General features: G+C 68.7%; 27 protein-coding genes. 16 read left to right on the top strand and 11 right to left on the bottom strand.

Annotated features, from left to right (window positions below; genetic code table 11):
* Positions 1 to 7: 7 nt before the first annotated feature.
* Genes G3M62_RS21885 through G3M62_RS21875 form a run of 3 tightly spaced genes read left to right on the top strand, consistent with a single transcriptional unit; the run spans position 8 to position 2,552 of the window.
* Positions 8 to 1,321, top strand: coding sequence for a YceI family protein (locus G3M62_RS21885; RefSeq protein WP_165190658.1), 1,314 nt, complete (start codon positions 8 to 10; stop codon positions 1,319 to 1,321).
* Positions 1,252 to 2,229: an L-threonylcarbamoyladenylate synthase gene (locus G3M62_RS21880; RefSeq protein WP_165190657.1), complete on the top strand. Its 978-nt coding sequence runs from the start codon at positions 1,252 to 1,254 to the stop codon at positions 2,227 to 2,229. Before G3M62_RS21885 ends, G3M62_RS21880 begins: the two co-directional genes overlap by 70 nt.
* A gap of 5 nt (positions 2,230 to 2,234) precedes the next feature.
* Complete coding sequence (locus G3M62_RS21875; protein WP_165190656.1) at positions 2,235 to 2,552, top strand: 1-deoxy-D-xylulose-5-phosphate synthase; 318 nt, start codon at positions 2,235 to 2,237, stop codon at positions 2,550 to 2,552.
* Here G3M62_RS21875 and G3M62_RS21870 read toward each other — a convergent pair.
* Both G3M62_RS21870 and G3M62_RS21865 read right to left on the bottom strand, forming a co-directional pair.
* Complete coding sequence (locus tag G3M62_RS21870) at positions 2,549 to 2,944, bottom strand: type II toxin-antitoxin system VapC family toxin (protein ID WP_165190655.1); 396 nt, start codon at positions 2,942 to 2,944, stop codon at positions 2,549 to 2,551. The genes G3M62_RS21875 and G3M62_RS21870 overlap by 4 nt on opposite strands.
* Positions 2,941 to 3,228: a type II toxin-antitoxin system VapB family antitoxin gene (locus G3M62_RS21865; protein WP_246263377.1), complete on the bottom strand. Its 288-nt coding sequence runs from the start codon at positions 3,226 to 3,228 to the stop codon at positions 2,941 to 2,943. Before G3M62_RS21865 ends, G3M62_RS21870 begins: the two co-directional genes overlap by 4 nt.
* Positions 3,229 to 3,295: 67 nt before the next feature.
* Here G3M62_RS21865 and G3M62_RS21860 point away from each other — a divergent pair, with 67 nt between their 5' ends.
* Positions 3,296 to 4,705, top strand: a complete 1,410-nt coding sequence (locus G3M62_RS21860; RefSeq protein ID WP_165190653.1) for an FAD-binding oxidoreductase — start codon at positions 3,296 to 3,298, stop codon at positions 4,703 to 4,705.
* Here G3M62_RS21860 and G3M62_RS21855 read toward each other — a convergent pair.
* Positions 4,702 to 5,040, bottom strand: a complete 339-nt coding sequence (locus tag G3M62_RS21855) for a hypothetical protein (protein ID WP_165190652.1) — start codon at positions 5,038 to 5,040, stop codon at positions 4,702 to 4,704. The two genes, G3M62_RS21860 and G3M62_RS21855, sit on opposite strands and share 4 nt — an antisense overlap.
* A 102-nt stretch (positions 5,041 to 5,142) precedes the next feature.
* Between G3M62_RS21855 and yaaA the strand changes: the two genes are divergently transcribed.
* The 8 genes from yaaA to G3M62_RS21820 all read left to right on the top strand — a co-directional run bounded on the left by yaaA (position 5,143) and on the right by G3M62_RS21820 (position 11,450).
* On the top strand, positions 5,143 to 5,910 hold the full coding sequence (gene yaaA, locus G3M62_RS21850; protein WP_165190651.1) for a peroxide stress protein YaaA: 768 nt from the start codon (positions 5,143 to 5,145) through the stop codon (positions 5,908 to 5,910).
* Between the two features lie 90 nt (positions 5,911 to 6,000).
* A complete protein-coding gene (locus G3M62_RS21845) occupies positions 6,001 to 6,798 on the top strand; it encodes a 3-hydroxybutyrate dehydrogenase (RefSeq protein WP_165190650.1) in 798 nt (265 codons plus the stop codon).
* A 143-nt stretch (positions 6,799 to 6,941) separates the two neighbouring features.
* Positions 6,942 to 8,015, top strand: a complete 1,074-nt coding sequence (locus G3M62_RS21840) for a patatin-like phospholipase family protein (RefSeq protein WP_165190649.1) — start codon at positions 6,942 to 6,944, stop codon at positions 8,013 to 8,015.
* A gap of 56 nt (positions 8,016 to 8,071) precedes the next feature.
* Complete coding sequence (locus G3M62_RS21835; protein WP_165190648.1) at positions 8,072 to 8,509, top strand: NUDIX hydrolase; 438 nt, start codon at positions 8,072 to 8,074, stop codon at positions 8,507 to 8,509.
* A gap of 111 nt (positions 8,510 to 8,620) precedes the next feature.
* Positions 8,621 to 9,160 (top strand): DUF1993 domain-containing protein, encoded by a 540-nt coding sequence (locus G3M62_RS21830; RefSeq protein WP_165190647.1) that lies wholly within the window; start codon positions 8,621 to 8,623, stop codon positions 9,158 to 9,160.
* Positions 9,161 to 9,363: 203 nt separating this feature from the next.
* Positions 9,364 to 10,143, top strand: coding sequence for an SDR family NAD(P)-dependent oxidoreductase (locus tag G3M62_RS21825; protein ID WP_165190646.1), 780 nt, complete (start codon positions 9,364 to 9,366; stop codon positions 10,141 to 10,143).
* Positions 10,144 to 10,282: 139 nt separating this feature from the next.
* A complete protein-coding gene (locus tag G3M62_RS26800; protein ID WP_281360072.1) occupies positions 10,283 to 10,414 on the top strand; it encodes a hypothetical protein in 132 nt (43 codons plus the stop codon).
* 67 nt (positions 10,415 to 10,481) lie between these two features.
* Positions 10,482 to 11,450: an NAD(P)H-dependent flavin oxidoreductase gene (locus G3M62_RS21820; protein ID WP_165190645.1), complete on the top strand. Its 969-nt coding sequence runs from the start codon at positions 10,482 to 10,484 to the stop codon at positions 11,448 to 11,450.
* A gap of 138 nt (positions 11,451 to 11,588) precedes the next feature.
* Here the strand turns inward: G3M62_RS21820 and G3M62_RS21815 are convergent, their stop codons facing one another.
* Positions 11,589 to 12,341: a Crp/Fnr family transcriptional regulator gene (locus G3M62_RS21815; protein WP_165190644.1), complete on the bottom strand. Its 753-nt coding sequence runs from the start codon at positions 12,339 to 12,341 to the stop codon at positions 11,589 to 11,591.
* 138 nt (positions 12,342 to 12,479) lie between these two features.
* Here G3M62_RS21815 and G3M62_RS21810 point away from each other — a divergent pair, with 138 nt between their 5' ends.
* Complete coding sequence (locus G3M62_RS21810; protein ID WP_165190643.1) at positions 12,480 to 13,028, top strand: hypothetical protein; 549 nt, start codon at positions 12,480 to 12,482, stop codon at positions 13,026 to 13,028.
* Here the strand turns inward: G3M62_RS21810 and G3M62_RS21805 are convergent.
* On the bottom strand, positions 13,025 to 13,234 hold the full coding sequence (locus tag G3M62_RS21805; RefSeq protein ID WP_165190642.1) for a hypothetical protein: 210 nt from the start codon (positions 13,232 to 13,234) through the stop codon (positions 13,025 to 13,027). The two genes, G3M62_RS21810 and G3M62_RS21805, sit on opposite strands and share 4 nt — an antisense overlap.
* Positions 13,235 to 13,391: 157 nt before the next feature.
* Between G3M62_RS21805 and G3M62_RS21800 the strand changes: the two genes are divergently transcribed.
* The 3 genes from G3M62_RS21800 to G3M62_RS21790 all read left to right on the top strand — a co-directional run bounded on the left by G3M62_RS21800 (position 13,392) and on the right by G3M62_RS21790 (position 15,360).
* Positions 13,392 to 13,817, top strand: a complete 426-nt coding sequence (locus G3M62_RS21800; protein ID WP_165190641.1) for a TIGR02301 family protein — start codon at positions 13,392 to 13,394, stop codon at positions 13,815 to 13,817.
* 132 nt (positions 13,818 to 13,949) lie between these two features.
* Complete coding sequence (locus tag G3M62_RS21795; RefSeq protein ID WP_165191407.1) at positions 13,950 to 14,903, top strand: SPFH domain-containing protein; 954 nt, start codon at positions 13,950 to 13,952, stop codon at positions 14,901 to 14,903.
* A gap of 4 nt (positions 14,904 to 14,907) precedes the next feature.
* On the top strand, positions 14,908 to 15,360 hold the full coding sequence (locus G3M62_RS21790; RefSeq protein ID WP_165190640.1) for an NfeD family protein: 453 nt from the start codon (positions 14,908 to 14,910) through the stop codon (positions 15,358 to 15,360).
* A 52-nt stretch (positions 15,361 to 15,412) separates the two neighbouring features.
* Here G3M62_RS21790 and G3M62_RS21785 read toward each other — a convergent pair whose 3' ends face one another.
* The 6 genes from G3M62_RS21785 to G3M62_RS21760 all read right to left on the bottom strand — a co-directional run bounded on the left by G3M62_RS21785 (position 15,413) and on the right by G3M62_RS21760 (position 21,109).
* Complete coding sequence (locus G3M62_RS21785; RefSeq protein WP_165190639.1) at positions 15,413 to 16,174, bottom strand: ABC transporter permease; 762 nt, start codon at positions 16,172 to 16,174, stop codon at positions 15,413 to 15,415.
* Complete coding sequence (locus G3M62_RS21780) at positions 16,171 to 17,091, bottom strand: ABC transporter ATP-binding protein (RefSeq protein ID WP_165190638.1); 921 nt, start codon at positions 17,089 to 17,091, stop codon at positions 16,171 to 16,173. The genes G3M62_RS21785 and G3M62_RS21780 overlap by 4 nt, the downstream gene beginning before the upstream one ends.
* Before the next feature lie 138 nt (positions 17,092 to 17,229).
* Entirely contained in the window at positions 17,230 to 17,661 is a 432-nt protein-coding gene (locus tag G3M62_RS21775) for a hypothetical protein (RefSeq protein WP_165190637.1), read from the bottom strand.
* Complete coding sequence (locus G3M62_RS21770) at positions 17,661 to 18,671, bottom strand: phosphotransferase family protein (protein WP_165190636.1); 1,011 nt, start codon at positions 18,669 to 18,671, stop codon at positions 17,661 to 17,663. The genes G3M62_RS21775 and G3M62_RS21770 overlap by 1 nt, the downstream gene beginning before the upstream one ends.
* Positions 18,668 to 19,768: an Rv3169 family protein gene (locus G3M62_RS21765; RefSeq protein ID WP_165190635.1), complete on the bottom strand. Its 1,101-nt coding sequence runs from the start codon at positions 19,766 to 19,768 to the stop codon at positions 18,668 to 18,670. Before G3M62_RS21765 ends, G3M62_RS21770 begins: the two co-directional genes overlap by 4 nt.
* A 3-nt stretch (positions 19,769 to 19,771) precedes the next feature.
* The gene (locus G3M62_RS21760; protein WP_165190634.1) at positions 19,772 to 21,109 is read right to left on the bottom strand and encodes a cytochrome P450; all 1,338 of its coding nucleotides are present in this window, start codon (positions 21,107 to 21,109) and stop codon (positions 19,772 to 19,774) included.
* Between the last annotated feature and the right edge of the window lie 22 nt (positions 21,110 to 21,131).

Raw genomic sequence — 21,131 nt, 5'->3', positions numbered from 1 at the left:
GACGACCATGACCGCCGAGACATCCATCGAGACCGCCTCGGCGGCGGGCCGTCCGAAATCCTACACGACGGTGGCGATCGTCATTCACTGGCTGATCGCCGCCGCCATCCTCTTCCAGATCATCCTGGGCTGGCGGATGGGCGACGAGCCCAAGGGTCCGGCCACCTACGCCATCTTCCAGCTGCACAAGTCGATCGGCATCACGATCCTGCTGCTCAGCCTGGCGCGCCTGGCCTGGCGGCTGACCCACAAGCCGCCGCCCCATCCGGTCGGCCAGCCGCGCTGGGAGACCATCGCCTCCAAGATCGTGCACGTGGCGTTCTACGTGATCATGATCGGCCTGCCGGTCACCGGCTGGATCATCGTCTCGACCAGCAAGCTGGGCCTGCCGACCATCCTGTACGGCGCCATTCCCTGGCCGCACATTCCGGGCCTGCCCGAACTGGCCGCCGGTCCCAAGCACGCCTGGCACCAGGCGGGCGAGGTCGGCCACGGCCTGCTGGTCAAGACCACCTACCTGCTGCTGGCCCTGCACCTGGGCGCGGTGGCCAAGCACCAGATCCTCGATCGCGACGAGGTGCTGAACCACATGGCCCCGGGCGCCAAGCCGGGCTGGCGGGAGCCGCGCGCCTGGCTGGCCGCCGCCGGTCTGATCGCGGTGGTCGCGGCGGGCTATCTCTACAAGCCGGTGGTCAAGCATGCCGCGCCCAAGCCCGCCGAGGCTCCGGCGGAGGTCGCCGCGCCCGCGCCGAGCGCCGCGCCCGCCGCTCCGACCGCGCCCGCCGAAGCCGCCGCGCCGGCCGAGCCGGACAGCGCGCTGAAAGACCCCGTCGCCTGGACCGTCGCCAAGAGCTCGACCCTCGGCTTCTCGGCCACCTGGGCCGGTGACGCCATCGAAGGCCAGTTCAAGCGCTGGACCGCCGACATCCTGTTCTCGCCCGAGGCGCTGGACCGCTCCAAGCTGACCGTCAGCATCGACATGAGCTCGGCCGCCACCGGCGACGACCAGCGCGACGCCAGCCTGCCCAGCGACGACTTCTTCGCCGCCGCGACCCATCCCAAGGCCACCTTCACCGCCAGCAAGTTCCGCAAGACCGGCGAGGGCAAGTTCGTCGCCGAGGGGACGCTGGAGCTGCGCGGGGTCAAGAAGCCCGTCAGCCTGCCCTTCAGCCTGAAGATCGACGGCGACACGGCCACGGCTCGGGGTGTAACCACCCTGGACCGGACCGTGTTCGGGGTTGGACAGGGTGAATGGGCGTCTACGGATCAGATCGGCGGCAAGGTGAAGGTCAGCTTCGCCATCACGGCCAAGAAGAAATAGAGGCTGCCGCGCAAGCGCTCCGTGACGGGGGGCTCGTGCTGCTGCCCACCGAGACGGTCTACGGCCTGGGCGCCGACGCCGCCAATCCGGCCGCCGTGGCCGCGATCTTCGAGGCCAAGGGTCGTCCGCGCTTCAACCCGCTGATCGCCCACGTCCACGACGCGGCGACGGCCGCCCGCATCGCCGCTTTCGACGACCGCGCCCAGGCCTTGGCGCGGGCCTTCTGGCCCGGTCCGCTGACCATCGTCGCGCCCATCCGCGACACCGCCGCCGTCTGCGACCTGGCGCGGGCCGGACTCGACACCGTGGCGATCCGGGTGCCGGGCCATCCGCTGTCGCGCGCCGTACTGGAAGCGTTCGGCGGACCGGTGGTCGCCCCCTCTGCCAACCGCTCGGGCCGGCCCAGCCCCACCACCTTCGACGACGCCTTCGCCGAGACCGGTAGCAAGACCGCCGCCGCCCTGGACGGCGGCCCCTGCGAGGTGGGCCTGGAAAGCACCGTCGTCGCCGTGCTCGACGGTCCCGTCCGCCTGCTGCGCCCCGGCGCGGTGACCCGCGCCCAGCTGGAGGCCGTGGTCGGTCCGTTGGCGCAGGCCGACGATGACGCCAAGCGCTCGCCTGGCCGCCTGGCCCTGCACTACGCCCCCGACGCGCCCGTACGGATCGAGGCCGCCGCGCCAGAGGCGGGCGAAGCGTTCCTGGCGTTCGGGCCGTGGCCAGCCGGGGAGGGGGTGTTCAACCTCAGCCCCTCGGGCGATCTGGTGGAAGCGGCGGCTAAGCTGTTCGCGTTCCTGCGCGCCGCCGACCGCACCAGCCCCGTCGGCATCGCCGTCGCGCCCATACCGGACGAAGGTCTGGGCGAGGCGATCAACGACCGGCTGCGACGCGCGGCCGGGTTCATAGGATAAAGCCGATGAAATTCCGCATCATGTACCTCGAGGACAAGTCCAAGGGGCTGAACGGGCCGGCGCGGATCGGGCGTGTGCGGCTCTCCAAGACCGGCGAGACGCTGTACTACGGCGGGCGCACGTTCGAGGCGCTGCGCAATTCGGGCCTGAAGGCCAATTTCAGCGACGTCGAGACGGGCCAGCCCTTCTGGATCGCCAAGGCCCGCAAGGGCGGTGACGATCGGCTCTACAAGGGCGCGGGCGATCCGCCGGTGATCGACGACGACGTGGCCGAGGAATACTGGCGCGACGTCCGGGGCGTTCCCAACCCGGCGGCCGGCTAGGCCAGCGCCGAGCGCACGTCGGTCAGCGGAAAGTCGTCGCCTTTGTAGAGCAGGGGCGCGTCTAACTGCTTGGCCAGGGCATACGAGAAGCAGTCGCCCAGATTCAGCCGCGCGGGGTGTCGGCCTTTGCCGTAACGCAGGTAGGCGTCGAGCGCAGCGGTGTCGATGACCGGACTTCTCGCGATCTGGACGCGATACACGCCCAACCAATCGTCCGTGACATCGCGCGACGGAAAGAGGCCGCGTCCGACGAGGACGCTGCCCAGTTTGACATAGGTCATGGGCGACATGAACGCCTCGGTCGCGGCTTCAAGCGCGTCAATGAAGGTGTCGCAGCCCGCCTCTTCGGCAGCGATCGCCACAAGTGCGGAAGTGTCGACAACGAGGATCACGGGGTGGAGTCTTCCGCGAAGCCTGGGATTTCCCAGAGCTCATCAAAGTCCGCCTTGGTGAGCGGGGGGATCAATCCGGCCCGCGCCTTCGGCGTCAGGAATCTCCGCGTAATCGCTTTCATCTCCGCTGCGCTGCGAGGGATGTGTTTCGGTTTGACCGCCCGCTTGGCCTCCAGCCGCTCCTTCACCGCGATCTCGATGGCGGTGGTCAGGCTCTCGCCGGTCAGGCTGGCGAGCTCGCGCACCGCGCGCTCGGCTTCGGGGTTCTTGATCAGGATGCCCATGTCGGTCTCCGTATAGCCTCCAGTATATACTGACAGGGGCAGCCTCGAAAGCGTATCCTCCGCTGCCATGACCAAGCCCGTTCCCGCCGACACCCTGTCCCGCCTCAAGGCCGTGCTCGGCGAGGGCGGGTGGAGCCAGGATCCCGACCGCCTGGCCCCCAAGCTGAAGGAGTGGCGCGGGCGATGGACGGGCCAGACGCCTTTGCTGGCCCTGCCGCGCTCGACGGCGGAGGTGGCCGCCGTGGTCGGCATCTGCGCCGCCGACGGCGTGGCGATCACGCCCCAGGGCGGCAACACCGGCCTGGTCGCCGGCCAGATCCCGCAGGGCGAAATCCTGCTCTCGACCGAGAAGCTGACCGCCGTGCGCGACGTCGACGCCTTCGACGACGTCATGGTGCTGGAGGCCGGCGTAACCCTGGCCAAGGCCCACGAGGTGGCCCTGAGCGTCAACCGCCGCTTCCCGCTGAGCGTGGCCTCGGAAGGTTCGTGCACGATCGGCGGCCTGGCCTCGACCAACGCCGGCGGCACGGCCGTGCTGCGCTATGGCGTCATGCGCGACCAGATCCTGGGGATCGAGGCGGTGCTGCCCAATGGCGAGGTGTGGAACGGCCTCAAGCGGCTGCGCAAGGACAACACCGGTTACGACCTCAAGCACCTGCTGATCGGGGCCGAGGGCACGCTGGGGATCATCACCGCCGCCAGCCTGAAACTCTATCCGCTGCTGGCCTCGCGCTGCGTGGCCATCGCCGCCGTGGCCACGCCGAACGCCGCCATCGCCCTGCTGGCCAAGGCCAAGGACGAGACCGGCGGGGCGGTCGAGGCCTTCGAGCTGATGAGCCGCCTGGGGGTCGCCTTCGCCCTCAAGCACATCCCCGGCCTGCGCGAGCCGCTGGAGGCCGTGCATCCCTGGTACGTGCTGATCGAGACCGCTTCGGGCGAGCCCGGCGCGGCCGAGGCGGCCATGGAGCGGCTGCTGGCCGGGGCTCTGGAAACCGGCCTGGTCCAGGACGCGGCCGTCGCGCAATCGCAAACCCAGGCTCACGCCTTCTGGGCCGTGCGTGAGAACCAGTCCGGCGGCCAGAAGCCCGAGGGCGCGGCCTGGAAGCACGACGTTTCCGTGCCAGTCTCGAAAGTCGCCGCGTTCATCGACCAGGCCACGGCGGCGGTGGAGCGCCTCTCGCCCGGCGTGCGGGTCGTGGCCTTCGGCCATGTCGGCGACGGCAATGTGCACTACGACGTGCTGCGGGCGGACGGGGCGCCCGACGATCCCCACGACGCCCTGCGCGACGAGGGCGCGCGGATCGTCCATGACATCGTGGCCGGCATGAACGGCTCGATCAGCGCCGAGCACGGCCTGGGGGCGATGAAGTCGGCCGAGGCCTTGCGCTACAAGAGCGCCGTCGAGATCGAGGCCCTGCGCGCCGTCCGCGCGGCGCTGGACCCCCAGCGGATCATGAACCCGCGCGTGCTGTTCTAGACCTCGGGCTCGACCTCATCCTGGCGCCGCTTCGCCGCCGCGGCGCGGGCCCGGCGAACGCCGATGCAGACGACCATGGCCGCGATGGCTCCGATCGGGAACGTGGCCTTGTAGAAGCCGGGCTGCTGACCGGGGCCCAGCAGGTTGATCGCGCCCGGAACGAAGCCCCACTCGCCGGTGGACGCCCGCATCCAGAACGCCCCGATCCCGACGAAGCACAGCACCGCCCAGGCGATGCGCCACTTCAGCCCCTGGGTGCGCAGCACCAGGAACAGGCCCACGAACATGACCAGCGGACAGGTCAGGGCGGCCAGAAGGCCCAGGATTTGCGGCATCGGTCGAAGGTCCGGCGAAAGGGCGGGCAACATCGCGGCCAGCGGCGCCATTGTCCAGCGCCGCACTAGCCGTGGCCGTTCCAAGCCTCTATCTGCACCGCCATGCTGATGGTCATTTCCCCCGCCAAGTCGCTGGACTTCACCGCCCCGGATCAGGTGCTGCCGCTCACCACGCCCGAACTGAAGCCGCAGATCGCCGAGCTGGCCAAGGTGACGCGCAAGCTGACGGCCGCCGATCTGCGCCGGCTGATGCACATCTCCGAAAAGCTGGCCGATCTGAACCGCGAACGCTTTCAGACCTTCGACCCGCAGGTCGAAGAAGGGCTGCAGGCCGTGATCGCCTTCAACGGCGACGTCTATGCCGGGTTGAACGCGCGCGAACTGGACCGGCCGTCGCTGGAATGGGCCCAGGACCACCTGCGGATCCTGTCGGGCCTCTACGGCGTGCTGCGGCCACTGGACGCCCTGCAGGCCTATCGCCTGGAAATGGGCACGCGGCTGAAGACCAAGAAGGGCTCCAACCTCTACGACTTCTGGGGCGAGACCATCGCCAAGACCCTGAACGCCGCGGCCAAGGACCATGCCGACCCGACCCTGGTGAACCTGGCCAGCCAGGAATATTTCGGGGCCGTCGACGCCAAGGCCCTGAAGCTGCCGGTCGTGACCTGCCACTTCAAGGAAGAGAAGGGCAACACGCTGCGGGTGCTGGGCTTCTTCGCCAAGAAGGCCCGGGGTCGCATGGCTCGCTTCGTCGTCGACAACCGCATCGACAAGGCCGCCGACCTCAAGGCCTTCGACCTGGACGGCTACAAGTTCCGCGGCGATCTCTCGACGCCCGCCGACTGGGTGTTCGCGCGGCTCCAGCCCTGAATTCGTCACGCTGAACGGATAAGCGCTCGCACCTGTAGTGGACGGGCTATATGCTGCGATGCAGCAATCGTAGAGCTTGGGAGCGTTTCGATGGCCGTGGATTTTGGTTTGCAAGGTCAGGTCGCGATCGTGACCGGTTCGACCAGCGGCATCGGCCACGCCATGGCCGACGCGCTGGCGGGCCAAGGCGTCAACATCGTCCTCAACGGCCTGGGCGAGATGAACGCCATCGAGAAGACCCGCGCCGAACTGGCTGAAAAGCACGGCGTCGAGGTGCTCTACAACGGCGCCGACATGACCAAGCCCGGCCAGATCGCCGAGATGGTGGCCGCCGCCAAGGCCGAGTTCGGCGAGCTGGATATCCTGGTCAACAACGCCGGCGTTCAGCACGTGGCCCCGATCGAGGATTTCCCGATCGACCAGTGGGACCTGATCATCGCCATCAACCTGTCGTCGGCCTTCCACGCCACGCGGGCGGCGATCCCGATCATGAAGGAGCAGGGGCGCGGGCGGATCGTCAACATCGCCTCGGCCCACGGCCTGGTCGCCTCGCCGTTCAAGAGCGCCTATGTGGCCGCCAAGCACGGCATCCTGGGCCTGACCAAGACCGCCGCCCTGGAGCTGGCGACGTTCGGCGTCACCTGCAACGCCATCTGCCCGGGCTTCGTGAAGACCCCGCTGGTCGAGGCCCAGATCGTCGACCAGGCCAAGGCGCGCGGCATCTCGGAAGAGGCGGTGATGAAGGACGTGATCCTGGCCGCCCAGCCGACCAAGCAGTTCGTCACCTTCGACCAGTTGAACGGCCTGCTGCTGTACCTGGTCTCCGACGCCGGCGCCTCGGCCAACGGCGGGGCGTTCAGCATCGACGGCGGCTGGACGGCCGCCTAGTTTCGCCCACCCAAATAACACCGTCTCCCCGGCGAAGGCCGGGGCCCAGGTGAAGCCCTCGCGCCGCCCAGGATGAAACTGGGTCCCGGCCTTCGCCGGGAAAACGGGGGTGGGAGGAAGCGACCGTTCTAACGGAGCCATCCATGCCCATCGGTCCGTTCAAGAAAAGGCCCCCCGGGCCCAAGCCCATCGCCCTGGCCCTGCAGGGCGGTGGTTCGCACGGGGCGTTCGAGTGGGGCGTGCTGGACCGCCTGCTCGAGGAAGACGACCTGGAGATCAAGGCGGTGACCGCCGCCTCGGCCGGCGCCATGAACGCCGTCTGCCTGGCCCAGGGCCTGCTGGACGGAGGTCCCATTGGGGGCCGCGACGGGGCCAAGGCCCGGCTGGAACGCTTCTGGAAGCAGGTCAATCGCAACGGCGGCCGCAACGTGTTCGGCGACACCAGCATCTGGACCAGCGCCTTTGCGGGCGGGACCGACTGGCTGAAGAACACCCCCGGCTGGCGACTGGCCGAGACCTTCGCCCTGTCGATGAGTCCCTACGAGTTCAACCCGTTCAACCTGAACCCGCTGCACGACGCCCTGGAAGGCGAGATCGACTTCAAGGCCCTGCGCGAACGCTCGCCGATCAAGCTCTACATCGCCGCCACCCAGGTGCGGACCAGCAAGGCCAAGGTGTTCCGCGAGACCGAGCTGACGGCCCGCCACATCATGGCCAGCGCCTGCCTGCCCCAGGTGTTCCAGGCCGTGGAGATCGACGGCGAGCCCTATTGGGACGGTGGTTTCCTGGCCAATCCGCCGCTGTGGCCGCTGTTCTACGACGACACCCCCGACGACATCCTGCTGGTCAGCCTCAACCCGTTCGTCCGCGAGGAGACGCCCAAGACGCCGGGCGAGATCATGGATCGGCTGAACGAGATCACCTTCAACGCCGCCCTGGCCAGCGAGCTGCGGGCCATCGGCTTCGTGCAGAAGCTGCTCGACGAAGGCTTGCTGAAGGACACCGCCCGCGGCCGCTATCGCAAGATGCTGATGCACGCCATCACCGCCGACAAGGCCCTGGCCGACCTGTCGCTGGGCAGCAAGTTCGACACCGAATGGAGCTTCCTGAGCGACCTGCGCGAGCGCGGCCGCCAGGCGGCGAACGACTGGCTGGGGCATTGCCTGACGGAGGTGGGGGTCAGTTCGAGCCTCGACCTGAGGGCGGGGTTTCCGTGACGAACGATCGGTCGGGCGGCTTGACGTCGTCCGAACGCGGCGTATCCAGGCGCCCCATGGTTTCCCCTCCCGCTTCCCAATCACCCGTGCCCACCGTCGGCGTCGTCTGCCTGCGCGGGGACCAGGTGCTGCTGATCAAGCGCGGCACCGCGCCCCGGCTGGGCCAGTGGAGCCTGCCGGGCGGGCGCCTGGAATGGGGCGAGACCACCCAGGTCGCCGCCCTGCGCGAGCTGGCCGAAGAGACGGGCGTGCAGGCGCAACTGCTCGGCCTGGTCGACGTGCTCGACGGCCTGTTCACCTCGCGCGAAACCGGCGAGACCACGCGGCACTATGTGATGATCGACTACGCGGCCCGCTGGATCTCGGGCGAGCCGGTGGCCGGCGACGATGCGGCGGACGCGCGGTTCGTATCGCTGGACGAGGCCCTGGCGCTGGTCGAGTGGGACGTGACGCGCCAGGTGATCGCCGAGACCTTCGCGCGGTTCGGGGTGTAGGAACGGACTGTCGGAAGAGGTCGGAGCGGCTTTTCCTTATGGGCTCGTGAGGACTGGTCTCGGTCGTGATCCGGCCGCATGTTGCCGCCTTCAATCCGAGAGGCCCGTTCCATGACCCTCCACGCCCTGGCCATTCCGACCTTCACCCAGATGCTGCGCAACCTGTCGGGCCAACTCGACAAGGGCGCGGCCTTCGCGGCCGACAGCGGCCTGGCGCCGTCCGATCTGATCGACGCGCGGCTGGCGCCGGACATGTTCCCGCTGTCGGACCAGGTGCGGTTCACCTGTCACCAGGCGACCCAGGCGGTCGCGCGCCTGACCGGCCAGACGCCGCCGGACCTGGCCGAGGCCGCGCCCGACTTCGAGGGGCTGAAGGCCCTGATCGCCGCGACGATCGCCAAGCTGGAGGCGACGTCCGCCAGCGCCTTCGACGGCGCCGCCGAGCGGGCGATCGAGCTGATCATGCCCAACGGCATCATCTTCGACATGACCGGCGACCAGTACCTGCGCGACTGGGCCCTGCCCCAGTTCTATTTCCACCTGGTCACCGCCTACGACCTCCTGCGCCACAGGGGCGTGGCCCTGGGCAAGCCGGACTATGTGGCGCACGTGTTCCCGTACATTCGGCCGGGGACGATGCCGGGGCGGTAGCTCACCCACTGGCCCCCACCTGACCGCTACGCGGTCTGTCCGCCCCCCATAGGGGGCGGAGGTTTCAGGCGCGACCCCTCTTCCCCCTCTGGGGGAAGACGACCGCGAAGCGGTCCGTAGGGGGCAAGTGTTCGCCGGCAGAGCCCTTGACGTCCGCCCCCACAACCGCTCCCCTCAAACAAATGTTTGGGAGGAGCAACGCCATGGCCTACAAACCCTTCGATCTGACCGGCCGCGTGGCCCTGGTCACCGGCGGCAATCGCGGCATCGGCCTGGGCATGGCCAGCGCCCTGGCCCAGGCCGGGGCCGACATCGTCATCTGGGGCAGCAACGCCGAGCGCAACCAGGCCGCCGAGGTCGAACTGCTCCAGCACGGAACCCGGGTGAAGGCCCAGGTGGTCGACGTCTCCCGGGAAGACCAGGTGCGCGAAGGCTTCGAGGAAGCCGTGGCCGCCCTGGGCCGAGTCGACAGCGTGTTCGCCAACGCCGGGGTCGGCTACGGCGTCCAGCCCTTCGCCACGGCCAGCACCGACGACTACCGCAAGACCCTGGCGGTCAATCTGGACGGGGTGTTCTTCACCTTCCGCGAGGCTTGCCGGCACATGATCGCACGGGCCAATGGCGGCGATCCGGGCGGCTCGATCGTCGGGATCGCCTCTCTGGCCGCCATCGAGGGCGCCGCCCGCAACCAGGCCTACGCCGCCACCAAGGGCGCGGTGATCTCGCTGATGAAGTCGGTCGCCGTCGAACACGCCCGCTACGGCGTGCGGGCCAACGCCATCCTGCCCGGCTGGATCGCCACCGACATGACCCAGGGCGCCCAGGACAACGCCGCCTTCGCCGAGAAGGTGATCCCCCGGGTGCCGGCCCGGCGCTGGGGTCAGCCGGGCGACTTCGGCGGCGTGGCCGTCTATCTGGCGTCCGAGGCCTCCGGCTATCATTCGGGCGACACCTTCGTGATCGGCGGCTATTCGATCTTCTGAATCCTGACGAAAACTGGACGGCGTGGTCCACGAAAACCCCTTACGAACAAGGGGCTTGCGGAACCTTTGCGCCAGTGAGAAGCTCTCACTTATCGACAGCCTGGGCATCAGATCCGGGCGTCGACCGAGGAAACGAAGAATGACCCCGCAAGATGTCGTGGGCCTGGCTCCGCCGAGAGGCACGCTGGCCCTGATCGCCATGATCCTGACCTCGATGGCCGCCTGCTTCTGGACGCCCGAAGCCGAGGTCCAGCCGGATTCGCGGGACTAACTGACCTCGCGGCACGCTTGCCGCCGGCGCTGAAGCGCCCACCCTTCCGCAAAACGGGAGGATCTCCATGACCCTGCGCACTCCGCTGTGCGACCTGCTCGGCATCGCGCATCCGATCCTGCTGGCCGGCATGGGCGGGGTCTCGTACGCGCCGCTGGCGGCGGCGGTGTCCAACGCCGGCGGCTACGGCGTGCTGGGCATGGCCGGGACCAGCCCCGACTTCATCCGCCTGCAGATGGCCCAGGTCCGCGACCTGACCGACAAGCCGTTCGGCGTCGATTTGCTGGCCGCCACGCCCGACGCCCTGACGGCCTCGGTCGACGCGATCATCGAAGGCGGCGCGTCGTCGTTCGTCGCCGGCCTGGGCGTGCCCCTGCCGATCATCGCCCGGCTGAAGGCGGCGGGGCTGAAGGTCATGGTGGTCTGCGGGGCGGTGAAGCACGCCGTGAAGGCCGAGGAGGCCGGCTGCGACGCGGTGATCTGCCAGGGCGGCGAGGGCGGCGGCCACACGGGCCTGGTCGGCACCCTGCCGCTGGTGGCCCAGGCGGTGGACGCGGTCGACATTCCGGTGATCGCGGCCGGCGGCCTCCACGACGGACGGGGCCTGGCGGCGGCCCTGGCCCTGGGCGCCCAGGGCGTCTGGATGGGCACGCGGTTCATCGCCTCCACCGAGGCCCATGCGGGCGACCTCTATCGTCAGGCGGTGCTGGACGCGGCCGACGAAGACACCGTCCGCACCCGGTCCTATTCCGGCAAGCCGATGCGGGTGCGCAAGAACGCCTGGGTCGAGGACTGGGAAGCGCGGTCGGCTGAAATCCAACCCTTCCCGCAGCAGGCGATCGTGTCGATCCAGGCTGGGGCGATGGGGGGCATCGGCGGCCAGGTCGAGGGGCTGGATCCGGACCGGTCGTGCTTCGCCATGGGGCAGAGCGCCGGGGGGATCCGGGACGTGCTGCCGGCGGGGGAGATCGTGCGGCGGGTGATGGCCGAGGCTGAGGCGTCGATCGGGCGGGTGGCCGGATTAGTGGCTCACTGACTTGCCCCCTACGGACCGCTTCGCGGTCGTCTTCCCCCATAGGGGGAAGAGGGCTTGGTGTGGCGTCCTCCGCCCCCTATGGGGGCGGACAGACGGCGAAGCCGTCAGGTGGGGGCAAGTGTTCGCCGCCGAAACGCCTCAGACCTTCACCTCCGGCAACATCCGCTGAAAATGCGCCTCGACCTGCGCATGGCACTCGCACGCCCGCCGCTCCAGTCGCGGCTGGTCGAGGATCTCGATCCGCCCCCGTCCCGTGCGGATCAGCCCCTCGTCCTGCAGCGCCTTGGCCACGGCCGTGACGGTGGTGCGCTGGACGCCCAGCATGTCGGCCAGGGTTTCCTGGGTCAGGCGGATCGTGGCGTCGTTGGCGCGGTCGTGGGTCGACAGCAGCCAGCGGCACATGCGCTGGTCGATGCTGTGCAGGGCGTTGCAGGCCGAGGATTGCATCATCTGGGCCAGCAGCACGTCGGCGTAGCGGGCGAACAGGTCGGCCAGGGCCGGCGAACGCAGCTTGGCCTCCTCCAGCCGGTTGGTCGGGATGCCCAGGGCCGCGCCGGGGATGCGGACCACGGCCCGGCCGTAGGCGGGCTTGAAGCCGGCGCTGACGATGCCGCCGATCGCCCCCTCGCGGCCGATCGAGGCCACCTCGATCTCGTCGCCGTCGCGGGTGACGACCAGCAGCGAGGCCATGGTCGAATAGCAGGGCAGCACGGTCGTCACGACGTCCTCGCCGGCGTCGAACAGCGTCTGGCCGACCGACAGGGTCAAAGGGGAAAGATGCGGCGCCAGCATCTGCAGGTCGCTGGGACGCAGGGCGGCCAGCAGGCGGTTGCCCGCGCAACCTGGCGGCAGCGCCGTGCTCACGACGGTCATTTCGGCGGTGTCGGCCATGTTCGCCTCCTGGAAGACAGCCAAGCTTTTCCCTAACAAAGCGCGCGACGGCCCGATCAGTTTCCTGTCGACGCCGCGCGGGTTCTGGGCCACCGTCCGACGGCGTTTGGTTAAGGTTGGCTCTGGGGGGAGACATCAATGCGGGACCGCGCCGTCATCCGACATCGTCTCAGCCAGTACAGCGCCCTGTGGCTGGGCGGCTTCCTGCTGGTGCTGATCATCGCCGCCGGCGCCAGCCTGGTGGCGCGGCTGGATCTGATCGACGTGGCCGACCTGGTGCTGCCGGTCGCCTTCGTGCTGCTGGGCGTCGCCATGGCCTACGGGGTCGGGGCCACGGTCGTGTCGCGGGCCGGCCTGGCGACTAAGAGCCTGGTGACGGCCCTGGGCTTGGCGCTGCTGTTGCCGCTGCTGTGGGCGCCGGTCCTGGCGGTGCTGGTCGTGGCGGCGATCGGCGGCAGCGTGATCGAATATTCCACGGCCTATGCCGGTTTCCGCATCGTCGTCAGCCAGATCATCTATCCGCTGGTCTCGCTGTTCACCGAGAGCCCGCTGGCCACGGCGGTCTGGGCGATGTTCCAGGTCGCGGCGTCCGTCGTCGGCTTCGCGGCGTCCGCCGTCCAGGTCTGGAAGGCCGTGCGAGGCTTCCTGTACGGCGGGGACGGCGATGGAGACGTGGAGGCGGCTTAGCTCAACAAGGTCGGCTGATGCAGCTGTCCCGTATCGTCCTGCAGATGCATGCGCACCGGCAGGCCTACGCCCGTGGCCTGTTCGGCCAGGCGGCGGGCCGCGCTCTCGGCCTGGCGGCGCGTGGCGTAGGCGCCGACCCGAAGCTGGTCGCCGATGATGGCCCAGGTCTCTCCGACGCGAACCACGCCGTAATGCACTTCGGTCATGATGACCTCCCTGCGCGTGTTGTTCCCCACGTTATCCACAGGGTCGCTCCGATCCGTGGCCTTCGCAAGGCCTATCGGAGTCTTGGTTTGGCCACGCGGTTCGCTTAAGGCGCGCGGAGCGGTGACAGCAACGCCTTCAGCGGAGATAGTGCGGTCCATGAAACGCCTGCCGCTCAACGCCTTGCTCGCCTTGACCGTCCTGTCCGCAGCCGGGACCGCGCTCGCCCAGGACCGTGGTCCGGTGGAGCGCCAGACCCTGCTGGACCTGGCCTTCACCCTGGGCGAAAGCCACGCCCTGCGGCAGGTCTGCGAAGGGGGCGGCGACCAGTACTGGCGCTCGCGCATGGTCCGGCTGACCGACGTGGAAAAGGCCGACCAGGCCTTCGACGCCCAGCTGCGCGACAAGTTCAACACCGGTTTCGCCGCCCGCCAGGGCCAGTTCGTGGAATGCGACGACGCCAGCCGCCAGGCCGAGCAGCAGGTCGCCCGCAAGGGCCAGGCCCTGTCGGCCAAGCTGTCGCGGTCGATGCGGACCCGGGCCCCCGATGGTCAAGCGGCGCCGGAATCCGTGGCGGACAACTGAGCCCCGCGCCAGGGCGTGGCAGCCGAAAGTGTGAGCGTTTCGGCGCCTGCCACGCCCTAGCTGTTTGAGTTAGAGCCTTTTGAAAAAAGGCTTTAGGGTCTCTTCCATCGGTTGTGGGAGGCTTATCCAGTGCTGTCTTATCTTGTTCCGCTGGTGCTCGTGGCGCTGGCGATCTTCCTTGTCGTCAACGTCATCAAGATCGTGCCGCAGGGCCGGGAATTCACCGTCGAGCGGTTCGGCCGCTACACGCGCACCCTCAAGCCCGGCATCAGCATCCTGACCCCCTTCGTCGAGAGCATCGGCCGGCGGGTCAACATGATGGAGCAGGTGCTGGACGTGCCCCAGCAGGAGGTCATCACCAAGGACAACGTCTCGGTGAAGGTCGACGCCATCGTCTTCATCCAGGTGATGGACGCGTCGCAGGCCGCCTACCGGGTCGACAATCTGATGTACGCCATCACCCAGCTGGCCCAGACCAACCTGCGCACCGTGGTCGGCTCGATGGAGCTGGACGAGGTGCTCAGCCAGCGCGACCAGATCAACACTCGCCTGCTGACCACCATCGACGCGGCCACCCACCCTTGGGGCGTCAAGGTGGCGCGGATCGAGATCAAGGACCTGACGCCGCCGGCCGACATCACCAACGCCATGGCCCGCCAGATGAAGGCCGAACGCGAGCGGCGCGCGGTGATCACCGAGGCCGAGGGCGAAAAGCAGTCGCAGATCGCTCGCGCCGAGGGCCAGAAGCAGTCGGCCATCCTGCAGGCCGAGGGACGCCGCGAAGCCGCCTTCCGCGACGCCGAGGCCCGCGAGCGGGAAGCCGAGGCCGAAGCCAAGGCGACGGCCTTCGTGTCGGAAGCCATCTCCAAGGGCGACGTCAACGCCATCAACTACTTCATCGCCCAGAAGTACGTCGAAGCGTTCGGCGATCTGGCCCGTTCGCCCAACGCCAAGACCGTGATCGTGCCGGCCGACTTCGCCGGCCTGACGGGCACGGTGGCCGGCGTCGCCGAGCTGGTGAAGACCCTGGGCGGCGCCGACGCGCCGCGTGCCGCCGTGCCGCCGACCAAGCCGCGGGGAGCCTGACGCCATGCACGGCCTGATGCTGTTCTATGTGACGCATCCGTTCTGGGTCTGGCTGGCGGTCGCGGCGATCTTCCTGGCGGTCGAGGTGGCCACCGGCACCGGCTGGCTGCTGTGGCCGGCCGCCAGCGCCCTGCTGGTGGGGCTGCTGACCCTGGTCGTCGCGCCGGGCCTGCCGATCGAGCTGGGCCTGTTCGCGGTGCTGACCATCGCCTCGACCTATCTGGCCCGGCGCTATCTGCGGCCGGTGCTGGAGTCCGACAGCCCCGACCTCAACGACCCGTCGCTACGCCTGGTTGGCCGCGACGGCGAGGTGCTGGACGGCTTCACCAACGGCAAGGGCCGGGTGTTCGTCGATGGCAAGGAATGGGCCGCCGTGATCCAGGACGGAGAGGCCCCGGCGGCTGGTCAGAAGGTGCTGGTCGTGGCCGTCGAGGGCGCGGTGCTGACGGTTCGATAGGACTTCGCGGCTGGGGACACGCGCCTGCGCGGGTCCCCGACGTTGCGCGCGGCTAGACCTTCAGCTTGTACCCGGTCTTGAACACCCACCACACCGCCGTCAGGCAGATGGCCAGGAAGCCCAGGGTGGCGCCGAAGCTGACGATCGGATTGAGGTCCGACACGCCGTAGAAGCTCCAGCGGAAGCCGCTGACCAGATAGACCACCGGGTTGAACAGGGTGATCTTCTGCCAGATCGGCGGCAGCATGCTGATCGAATAGAAGCTGCCGCCCAGGAAGGTCAGCGGCGTGATGACCAGGGCCGGCACGATCTGCAGCTTCTGGAAGTCGTCGGCCCAGACCCCGATCACGAAGCCGAACAGGCTGAAGGTGATGGCGGTCAGCACCAGGAAGCCCAGCATCCAGAACGGGTGCAGGATCTCGTAGGGCACGAAGATCCGCGCCGTGGCCAGGATCAGCAGGCCCAGGCACACCGACTTGGTCGCCGCCGCGCCGACATAGCCGATCACCGTCTCGATCCACGACACCGGGGCCGAGAGCAGCTCGTAGATCGTGCCGGCCCATTTGGGCATGTAGATGCCGAACGAGGCGTTGGAGATGCTCTCGCCCAGCAGCGACAGCATGATCAGGCCCGGCACGATGTAGGCGCCGTAGCTGACCCCGTCGATGGCGTGCATGCGCGAGCCGATCGCCGAGCCGAACACCACGAAGTACAGCGACGTCGACAGCACCGGCGAGATCACGCTCTGGGCCAGGGTGCGGAACCAGCGGGCCATCTCGAAGCGGTAGATGGATTGGATGGCGAAGATGTTCATCGGTCGTGCACCAGGCTGACGAAGATGTCTTCCAGCGAGCTCTGGCTGGTATGGAGGTCCTTGAAGTCGACGCCTTCCTCGGAGAGCCGTCGCAGCAGGCCGGCGATGCCGGTCTCCTCGGCCTGGGCGTCGAAGGTGTAGACCAGCTCGGTCCCGTCCTTGCCCAGTTCCAGCGCGTAGTCGGCCAGCTTGGTCGGCACGGCGGTCAGCGGGCTCTGAAGCTGCAGGGTCAGCTGCTTCTTGCCCAGCTTGCGCATGAGCACGTCCTTGTCCTCGACCAGGATGATCTCACCCTTGCTGATCACCCCGATCCGGTCGGCCATCTCCTCGGCCTCCTCGATATAGTGGGTGGTCAGGATGATGGTGACGCCGCTCTCGCGCAGCTTCCTCACCATTTCCCACATGTCGCGGCGCAGCTCGACGTCGACGCCGGCGGTGGGCTCGTCGAGGAACAGGATGGTCGGCTCGTGGCTCAGGGCCTTGGCGATCATCACCCGCCGCTTCATGCCGCCCGACAGCGTCATGATCTTGGCGTCCTTCTTGTCCCACAGCGACAGGTCGCGAAGGACCTTTTCGATATGAGCCGGGTTGGGCGACTTGCCGAACAGGCCGCGGCTGAAGCTGGTGGTGGCCCAGACGGTCTCGAAGGCGTCGGTGTTCAGCTCCTGCGGCACCAGCCCGATCTTGGTGCGGGCGGCGCGGTAGTCCTTGACCACGTCGTGGCCGTCGGCCGTGACCGTGCCGGTGCTGGGATTGACGATGCCGCAGATGATGCTGATCAGCGTGGTCTTGCCGGCCCCGTTGGGACCCAGCAGGGCGAAGATCTCGCCCTGGCGGATGTCGAGATCGACGGTCTTCAGGGCCTGATGGCCGGAAGCATAGGTCTTGGTCAGACCGGAAACGGAAATGATCGCCATGGGGCCCCTGGTGAGCGGCCGTCCCGCCCTGGAAGCGAGCCGCCTGAGCCAGATGGGGCGGAAGCACGAACTTGGCTAGGGCTCATGAGGGTTATGAGCGGAAGTTTCTCCTCACCCGCGAAGCGGGGGAGGAGCGGATCACCGCGCCGGCAACGGCGGCAGGTCCAGTCTTCGCCGCTCGGCCATTTCACCATACAGCCCGATGATCGCCCGGTGACGGATGAGGTCGTCGGCGGTCTCCACCGCTTCGTGCAGGGCGATCAGGCCTCGGCGCAGGGCGGCGTTGGCGCGGTCCAGGGCCTCCAGCGACAGGTCGGTGGGCCCGATCGAGGCTAGTTCGGCATATTGCACGCCGTAGACCTCCGCCGCCTCGGCCAGCACGGCGGCGATGGCCGCGTTCTCCCAGACCCGGGCCGTGGTTCCACGCTCCACTTCTTGCGCCGCCAAAAGCGACAGCAGGGCGATCACGCCGACGCGGCCGGCCATGAACTCGCCCTGCTGCTCGGGCGGTCCGGGCAGGGCCAGGCAGAGGAAATTGCCGCGCAGGATATCGGGCAGGGCGGGGGTCATCAGATGTCCTCCAACGCGGCCAGCCGCTCGGCCAGGATCAGGTCGTGACGCCGGGCGGTGTACCAGCCCGATACCGCCAGGATCGGATCGGTGAAGCCGCCGTCGCGGTATTCCTTGGCCGCCGAGGTCCAGATCGCCTGGCCCTTCACCGCGTTGAACAGCGACCACCAGGCCAGGGCCTCTGGATCGACCTTCAGCCCGCTGGCCGCCTCCCACAGGGCGATGGCCTCGTCCTGGGGGATCAGCCCCGCCACCTTGCCCTCGTCGAAGTGGTTCCACAGCGGATCGAACGCCCAGCCCAGGTCCTCGATCGGGTCGCCCAGATGGGCCATCTCCCAGTCCAGGATCGCCAGGATGGTCCCGGCCCCGTCATGCATGAAGTTGCCGGACCGGTAGTCACCGTGGACGATGCTGATCCGCTGGGCCGGCGGCGGCGGATGGCGACGCAGCCAGCGGATGGCGGCGCGGACGATCGGCTGGGGATGCTGCTCGTCGGCCTCGATCACCCCGGACCAATGGTCGAGGGCGATGCGCCAGCAGTCCTCCGGCGCGGGGGCGGCGGCGACCTCGCGGATCGGCGTGCCCTCATGGTTCAGCGCCGCCAGCTTGCCCAGGGTGGTGAAGAACTGCTCGCCCAAGGCCGCGGCGTGAGCGGCGTAGGGATCGAACACGAACGGCGCGGGCACGGTCCCGCCGTCGATCCGCTCCATCAGGAAGAATGGCCGCTCCAGCGGGCCGCCGTCCTCGTCCAGGGCGATGGCCTGGGGCACGGGGATGTGGCCGTGGACGGTGCGGTAGGCCAGGAGCTCCAGCCGCCGATCGGTCTCGATCAGGCTGCCGGGCGGGTCGCGGCGCAGGATCATGGCGCGGGTGACGCCGCCGGTGTCGGCGTCGAGGCGATAGGTCTCGCGGCTGGCCCCGCCGGGAATGCGCGAGAGGTTCGTCACCGCCGTCGGCGCGCCCCACAGGGTGGTGAGATAGGTTTCCAGACCCGCCTTCAGGTCGCTCATGGCGCCATGTCCAGGATCGACTTGAAGCCGGACGTCGCGTGCGGGCCGAGAACGAACTGCTCGAACACCCCGCGCCCGACCTTCGTCGTCCCGTCCGATCCGCGCCAGGTCACCTTCGACAAGGCTTGTATGTGCAGGTGGAAGGGCAGGGCGCGGTCGACATCGGCCAGGACCAGGTCCTCGCGCTCGACCTTCAGCCGACCCTGGTTCATGCCATGGCCCCAGACCGGATGGTTGTAGCCCAGGCCCAGCATGAAGAACTCGGCCTGGGGCTCTAGGGTCAGTTCGCCGCCGTCCGGCAGATGGATCGTGCCCCGCGCCGCGTGCCGCGTGCCCGAGCGCCAGTCGACGGCGTAGTCGACCATGTCGAACTCGGTCACGCCGTCCCGCGCCGAGCCCAGCGGCGCCCAGACCGCCCGCCGGTTCCAGGGCCGGCCGAGCTCGTCGTCATTGGTGTGGAAGAAGAGGTCGCCGTCGTCGAACACGCACGGCGTCCACAGCCAGAAGAACTGCGGCAGGGCGGCCGGGGCCGGCTCTTGCGGATCGCGCGCCCCGACCGGCCGCACGCCCCAGGAGCGGTCGCGCGTGCCGACGAAGCTGGAGACGTCGTGGCGCGCGCCGTCGACCTCGACCCAGCCGGCATAGGAGCCGTTCTGGGTCAGGCGGGTGTAGTCCATGAAGGTGCGCGGCCCGATCCGGCGGGTGAAGCGCGGCTCCTCGATCGGGAACGACCGGCCCTCGAACACGACCTCCGCCCGGACGCCCTGGTCCGGCGCCTCGACGGTCACGCGAAGCCGGCGCAACGGCTCCAGCACCTCGATGCGGATCGGGCCGACGGCCAGGTCCATCCGCTCCATCTCCAGCCAGCGGCTGGCGCGCAGGTTCACCTGCCGGCCCTCGTGCATCCAGCAGAAGGCGGCGTCGGCGATGTTGAGCTGCGGATAGACCCCGAACGCCACCGAGAAGAAGGCGTCGTCGTCGCCTTCCCGCCGATAGCCGTTGAAGAAGTAGCGGTCGTAGAAATTGCGGTCGGTGCCGGCATAGGCCACCGGCTCGGCCGTCTGGTGGATCGGATAGTCGTCGCCCCGGGTCAGCATCGCCTAGGCCCGCCCGCCGGGGGTGAACGCGACCTCCAGCTTGCTGATGGCGTGGACGAAGTTGTTGGGGGCGATGTCGATCTCGCCGGTCCAGCGGATGTCGGGGAAGCGGCCCAGGATCTGGCGATAGGCCTCGTCCAGCTGGATCTGGGCCACCCGCTTGCCGATGCAGACGTGCGGACCAAAGCCGAAGGCGATGTGCTTGTCGGCGTTGGGGCGAGTGATGTCGAGCCGGTCGGGATCGGCGAACACCGCCTCGTCGCGGTTGGCCGCGCCGTAGTACATCACCACCTTCTCGCCTTCGCGGATGGCTTGGCCGGCGATCTGGGCGTCGCGGGTGGCGGTGCGGCGCATGTAGATCACCGGGCTGACCATGCGGATGAACTCGTTGACCGCGCCCGGCATCAGCGACGGATCGGCCACCAGCCGCGCCTTCTGGTCGGGGAACTCGGTCAGCAGCTTCATGGTGCCCGACAGGGTGTTGCGGGTGGTGTCGTTGCCGGCGAAGACGATCAGCAGCCACGAGCCGTCCAGGTACTCGTCGCTGAGCAGGGTTCCGTCGACCTGGGCGCGGGCGATGGCGCTCATCAGGTCGTTCTGGGGATCGGCCCGGCGCTTGTGCAGCATGGTGCGGCCGTACTCGAACATCTCCTCAACGTTGGTGTTGAAGTCCTGGACGAACTGCATGAGTTCGAGCGTCGGGGTGATCGGGGCCAGGGCCTGCTTCAGGGCCAGGTCCTGGGCCATTTCCAGATAGTGCATCCACTTCAGGAACTTGCCGCGATCCTCGGGAGGCACGCCCAGGATCTCGCACAGGGTGAACAGCGGCAGCTTGGACGAGAACGCCTCGACCAGGTCGCAGCGGCCCAGCGGCGCCATCTCATCCAGCAGCCGGCCGATCTCGGCCCGCACCGCCTCGGTCACGCCGCGCAGATAGGCGGGGGTGAAATAGGCCATGTGTTCGCGGCGCAGCTGCAGGTGCTCGGCGCCGTCCAGATTGATCATGGTGTCCATCGAGGCGCGGTAGAGCAGGGCGTGGCGCTTCTGCGGGTCGCCATGCGCCATCAGGATGCCGCCCTTGCGCGACGAGAAGGTCTGGGGATCGGCCTCCACTGCCATGATGTCGGCGTGGCGGGTGATCGCCCAGAAGCCCGGGCCGCCATAGGGCTCGGGATGCCACATCACCGGGGCCTGGGCGCGCAGGCGGGCGAAGTCGCCATAGGGCTGGCCCCGGGTGAACTGTTCGATGTTGGAGAGGTCGACCCCGTCCAGCGTGGGGAACAGGGGCGGCGCGCCGGGTCCCTCGATCCCGTCCATCGCGGTCTCGCTGACAAGCTCCATGGCCGTCTCCCTATGGCGTCCG

The sequence above is a fragment of the Caulobacter soli genome (assembly GCF_011045195.1).
In the GTDB taxonomy this organism is placed as follows: Bacteria; Pseudomonadota; Alphaproteobacteria; order Caulobacterales; family Caulobacteraceae; genus Caulobacter; species Caulobacter soli.
The sequence above is the reverse complement of the archived record's forward strand: the minus strand, read 5'-3'. Positions and strand labels throughout refer to the sequence as shown.

What these genes read in the sequence shown, in the direction of transcription:
- G3M62_RS21770 (WP_165190636.1), bottom strand. Translation starts at nt 18,671, where the DNA reads ATGAGCGACCTGAAGGCGGGTCTGGAAACCTATCTCACCACCCTGTGG.
- G3M62_RS21830 (WP_165190647.1), top strand. Translation starts at nt 8,621, where the DNA reads ATGACCCTCCACGCCCTGGCCATTCCGACCTTCACCCAGATGCTGCGC.
- G3M62_RS21885 (WP_165190658.1), top strand. Translation starts at nt 8, where the DNA reads ATGACCGCCGAGACATCCATCGAGACCGCCTCGGCGGCGGGCCGTCCG.
- G3M62_RS21855 (WP_165190652.1), bottom strand. Translation starts at nt 5,040, where the DNA reads ATGCCGCAAATCCTGGGCCTTCTGGCCGCCCTGACCTGTCCGCTGGTC.
- G3M62_RS21805 (WP_165190642.1), bottom strand. Translation starts at nt 13,234, where the DNA reads ATGACCGAAGTGCATTACGGCGTGGTTCGCGTCGGAGAGACCTGGGCC.
- G3M62_RS21820 (WP_165190645.1), top strand. Translation starts at nt 10,482, where the DNA reads ATGACCCTGCGCACTCCGCTGTGCGACCTGCTCGGCATCGCGCATCCG.
- G3M62_RS21765 (WP_165190635.1), bottom strand. Translation starts at nt 19,768, where the DNA reads ATGCTGACCCGGGGCGACGACTATCCGATCCACCAGACGGCCGAGCCG.
- G3M62_RS21840 (WP_165190649.1), top strand. Translation starts at nt 6,942, where the DNA reads ATGCCCATCGGTCCGTTCAAGAAAAGGCCCCCCGGGCCCAAGCCCATC.
- yaaA (WP_165190651.1), top strand. Translation starts at nt 5,143, where the DNA reads ATGCTGATGGTCATTTCCCCCGCCAAGTCGCTGGACTTCACCGCCCCG.
- G3M62_RS21785 (WP_165190639.1), bottom strand. Translation starts at nt 16,174, where the DNA reads ATGAACATCTTCGCCATCCAATCCATCTACCGCTTCGAGATGGCCCGC.
- G3M62_RS21800 (WP_165190641.1), top strand. Translation starts at nt 13,392, where the DNA reads ATGAAACGCCTGCCGCTCAACGCCTTGCTCGCCTTGACCGTCCTGTCC.
- G3M62_RS21865 (WP_246263377.1), bottom strand. Translation starts at nt 3,228, where the DNA reads ATGGGCATCCTGATCAAGAACCCCGAAGCCGAGCGCGCGGTGCGCGAG.
- G3M62_RS21825 (WP_165190646.1), top strand. Translation starts at nt 9,364, where the DNA reads ATGGCCTACAAACCCTTCGATCTGACCGGCCGCGTGGCCCTGGTCACC.
- G3M62_RS21860 (WP_165190653.1), top strand. Translation starts at nt 3,296, where the DNA reads ATGACCAAGCCCGTTCCCGCCGACACCCTGTCCCGCCTCAAGGCCGTG.
- G3M62_RS21815 (WP_165190644.1), bottom strand. Translation starts at nt 12,341, where the DNA reads ATGGCCGACACCGCCGAAATGACCGTCGTGAGCACGGCGCTGCCGCCA.
- G3M62_RS26800 (WP_281360072.1), top strand. Translation starts at nt 10,283, where the DNA reads ATGACCCCGCAAGATGTCGTGGGCCTGGCTCCGCCGAGAGGCACGCTG.
- G3M62_RS21875 (WP_165190656.1), top strand. Translation starts at nt 2,235, where the DNA reads ATGAAATTCCGCATCATGTACCTCGAGGACAAGTCCAAGGGGCTGAAC.
- G3M62_RS21835 (WP_165190648.1), top strand. Translation starts at nt 8,072, where the DNA reads ATGGTTTCCCCTCCCGCTTCCCAATCACCCGTGCCCACCGTCGGCGTC.
- G3M62_RS21845 (WP_165190650.1), top strand. Translation starts at nt 6,001, where the DNA reads ATGGCCGTGGATTTTGGTTTGCAAGGTCAGGTCGCGATCGTGACCGGT.
- G3M62_RS21810 (WP_165190643.1), top strand. Translation starts at nt 12,480, where the DNA reads ATGCGGGACCGCGCCGTCATCCGACATCGTCTCAGCCAGTACAGCGCC.
- G3M62_RS21880 (WP_165190657.1), top strand. Translation starts at nt 1,252, where the DNA reads ATGGGCGTCTACGGATCAGATCGGCGGCAAGGTGAAGGTCAGCTTCGC.
- G3M62_RS21780 (WP_165190638.1), bottom strand. Translation starts at nt 17,091, where the DNA reads ATGGCGATCATTTCCGTTTCCGGTCTGACCAAGACCTATGCTTCCGGC.
- G3M62_RS21790 (WP_165190640.1), top strand. Translation starts at nt 14,908, where the DNA reads ATGCACGGCCTGATGCTGTTCTATGTGACGCATCCGTTCTGGGTCTGG.
- G3M62_RS21775 (WP_165190637.1), bottom strand. Translation starts at nt 17,661, where the DNA reads ATGACCCCCGCCCTGCCCGATATCCTGCGCGGCAATTTCCTCTGCCTG.
- G3M62_RS21760 (WP_165190634.1), bottom strand. Translation starts at nt 21,109, where the DNA reads ATGGAGCTTGTCAGCGAGACCGCGATGGACGGGATCGAGGGACCCGGC.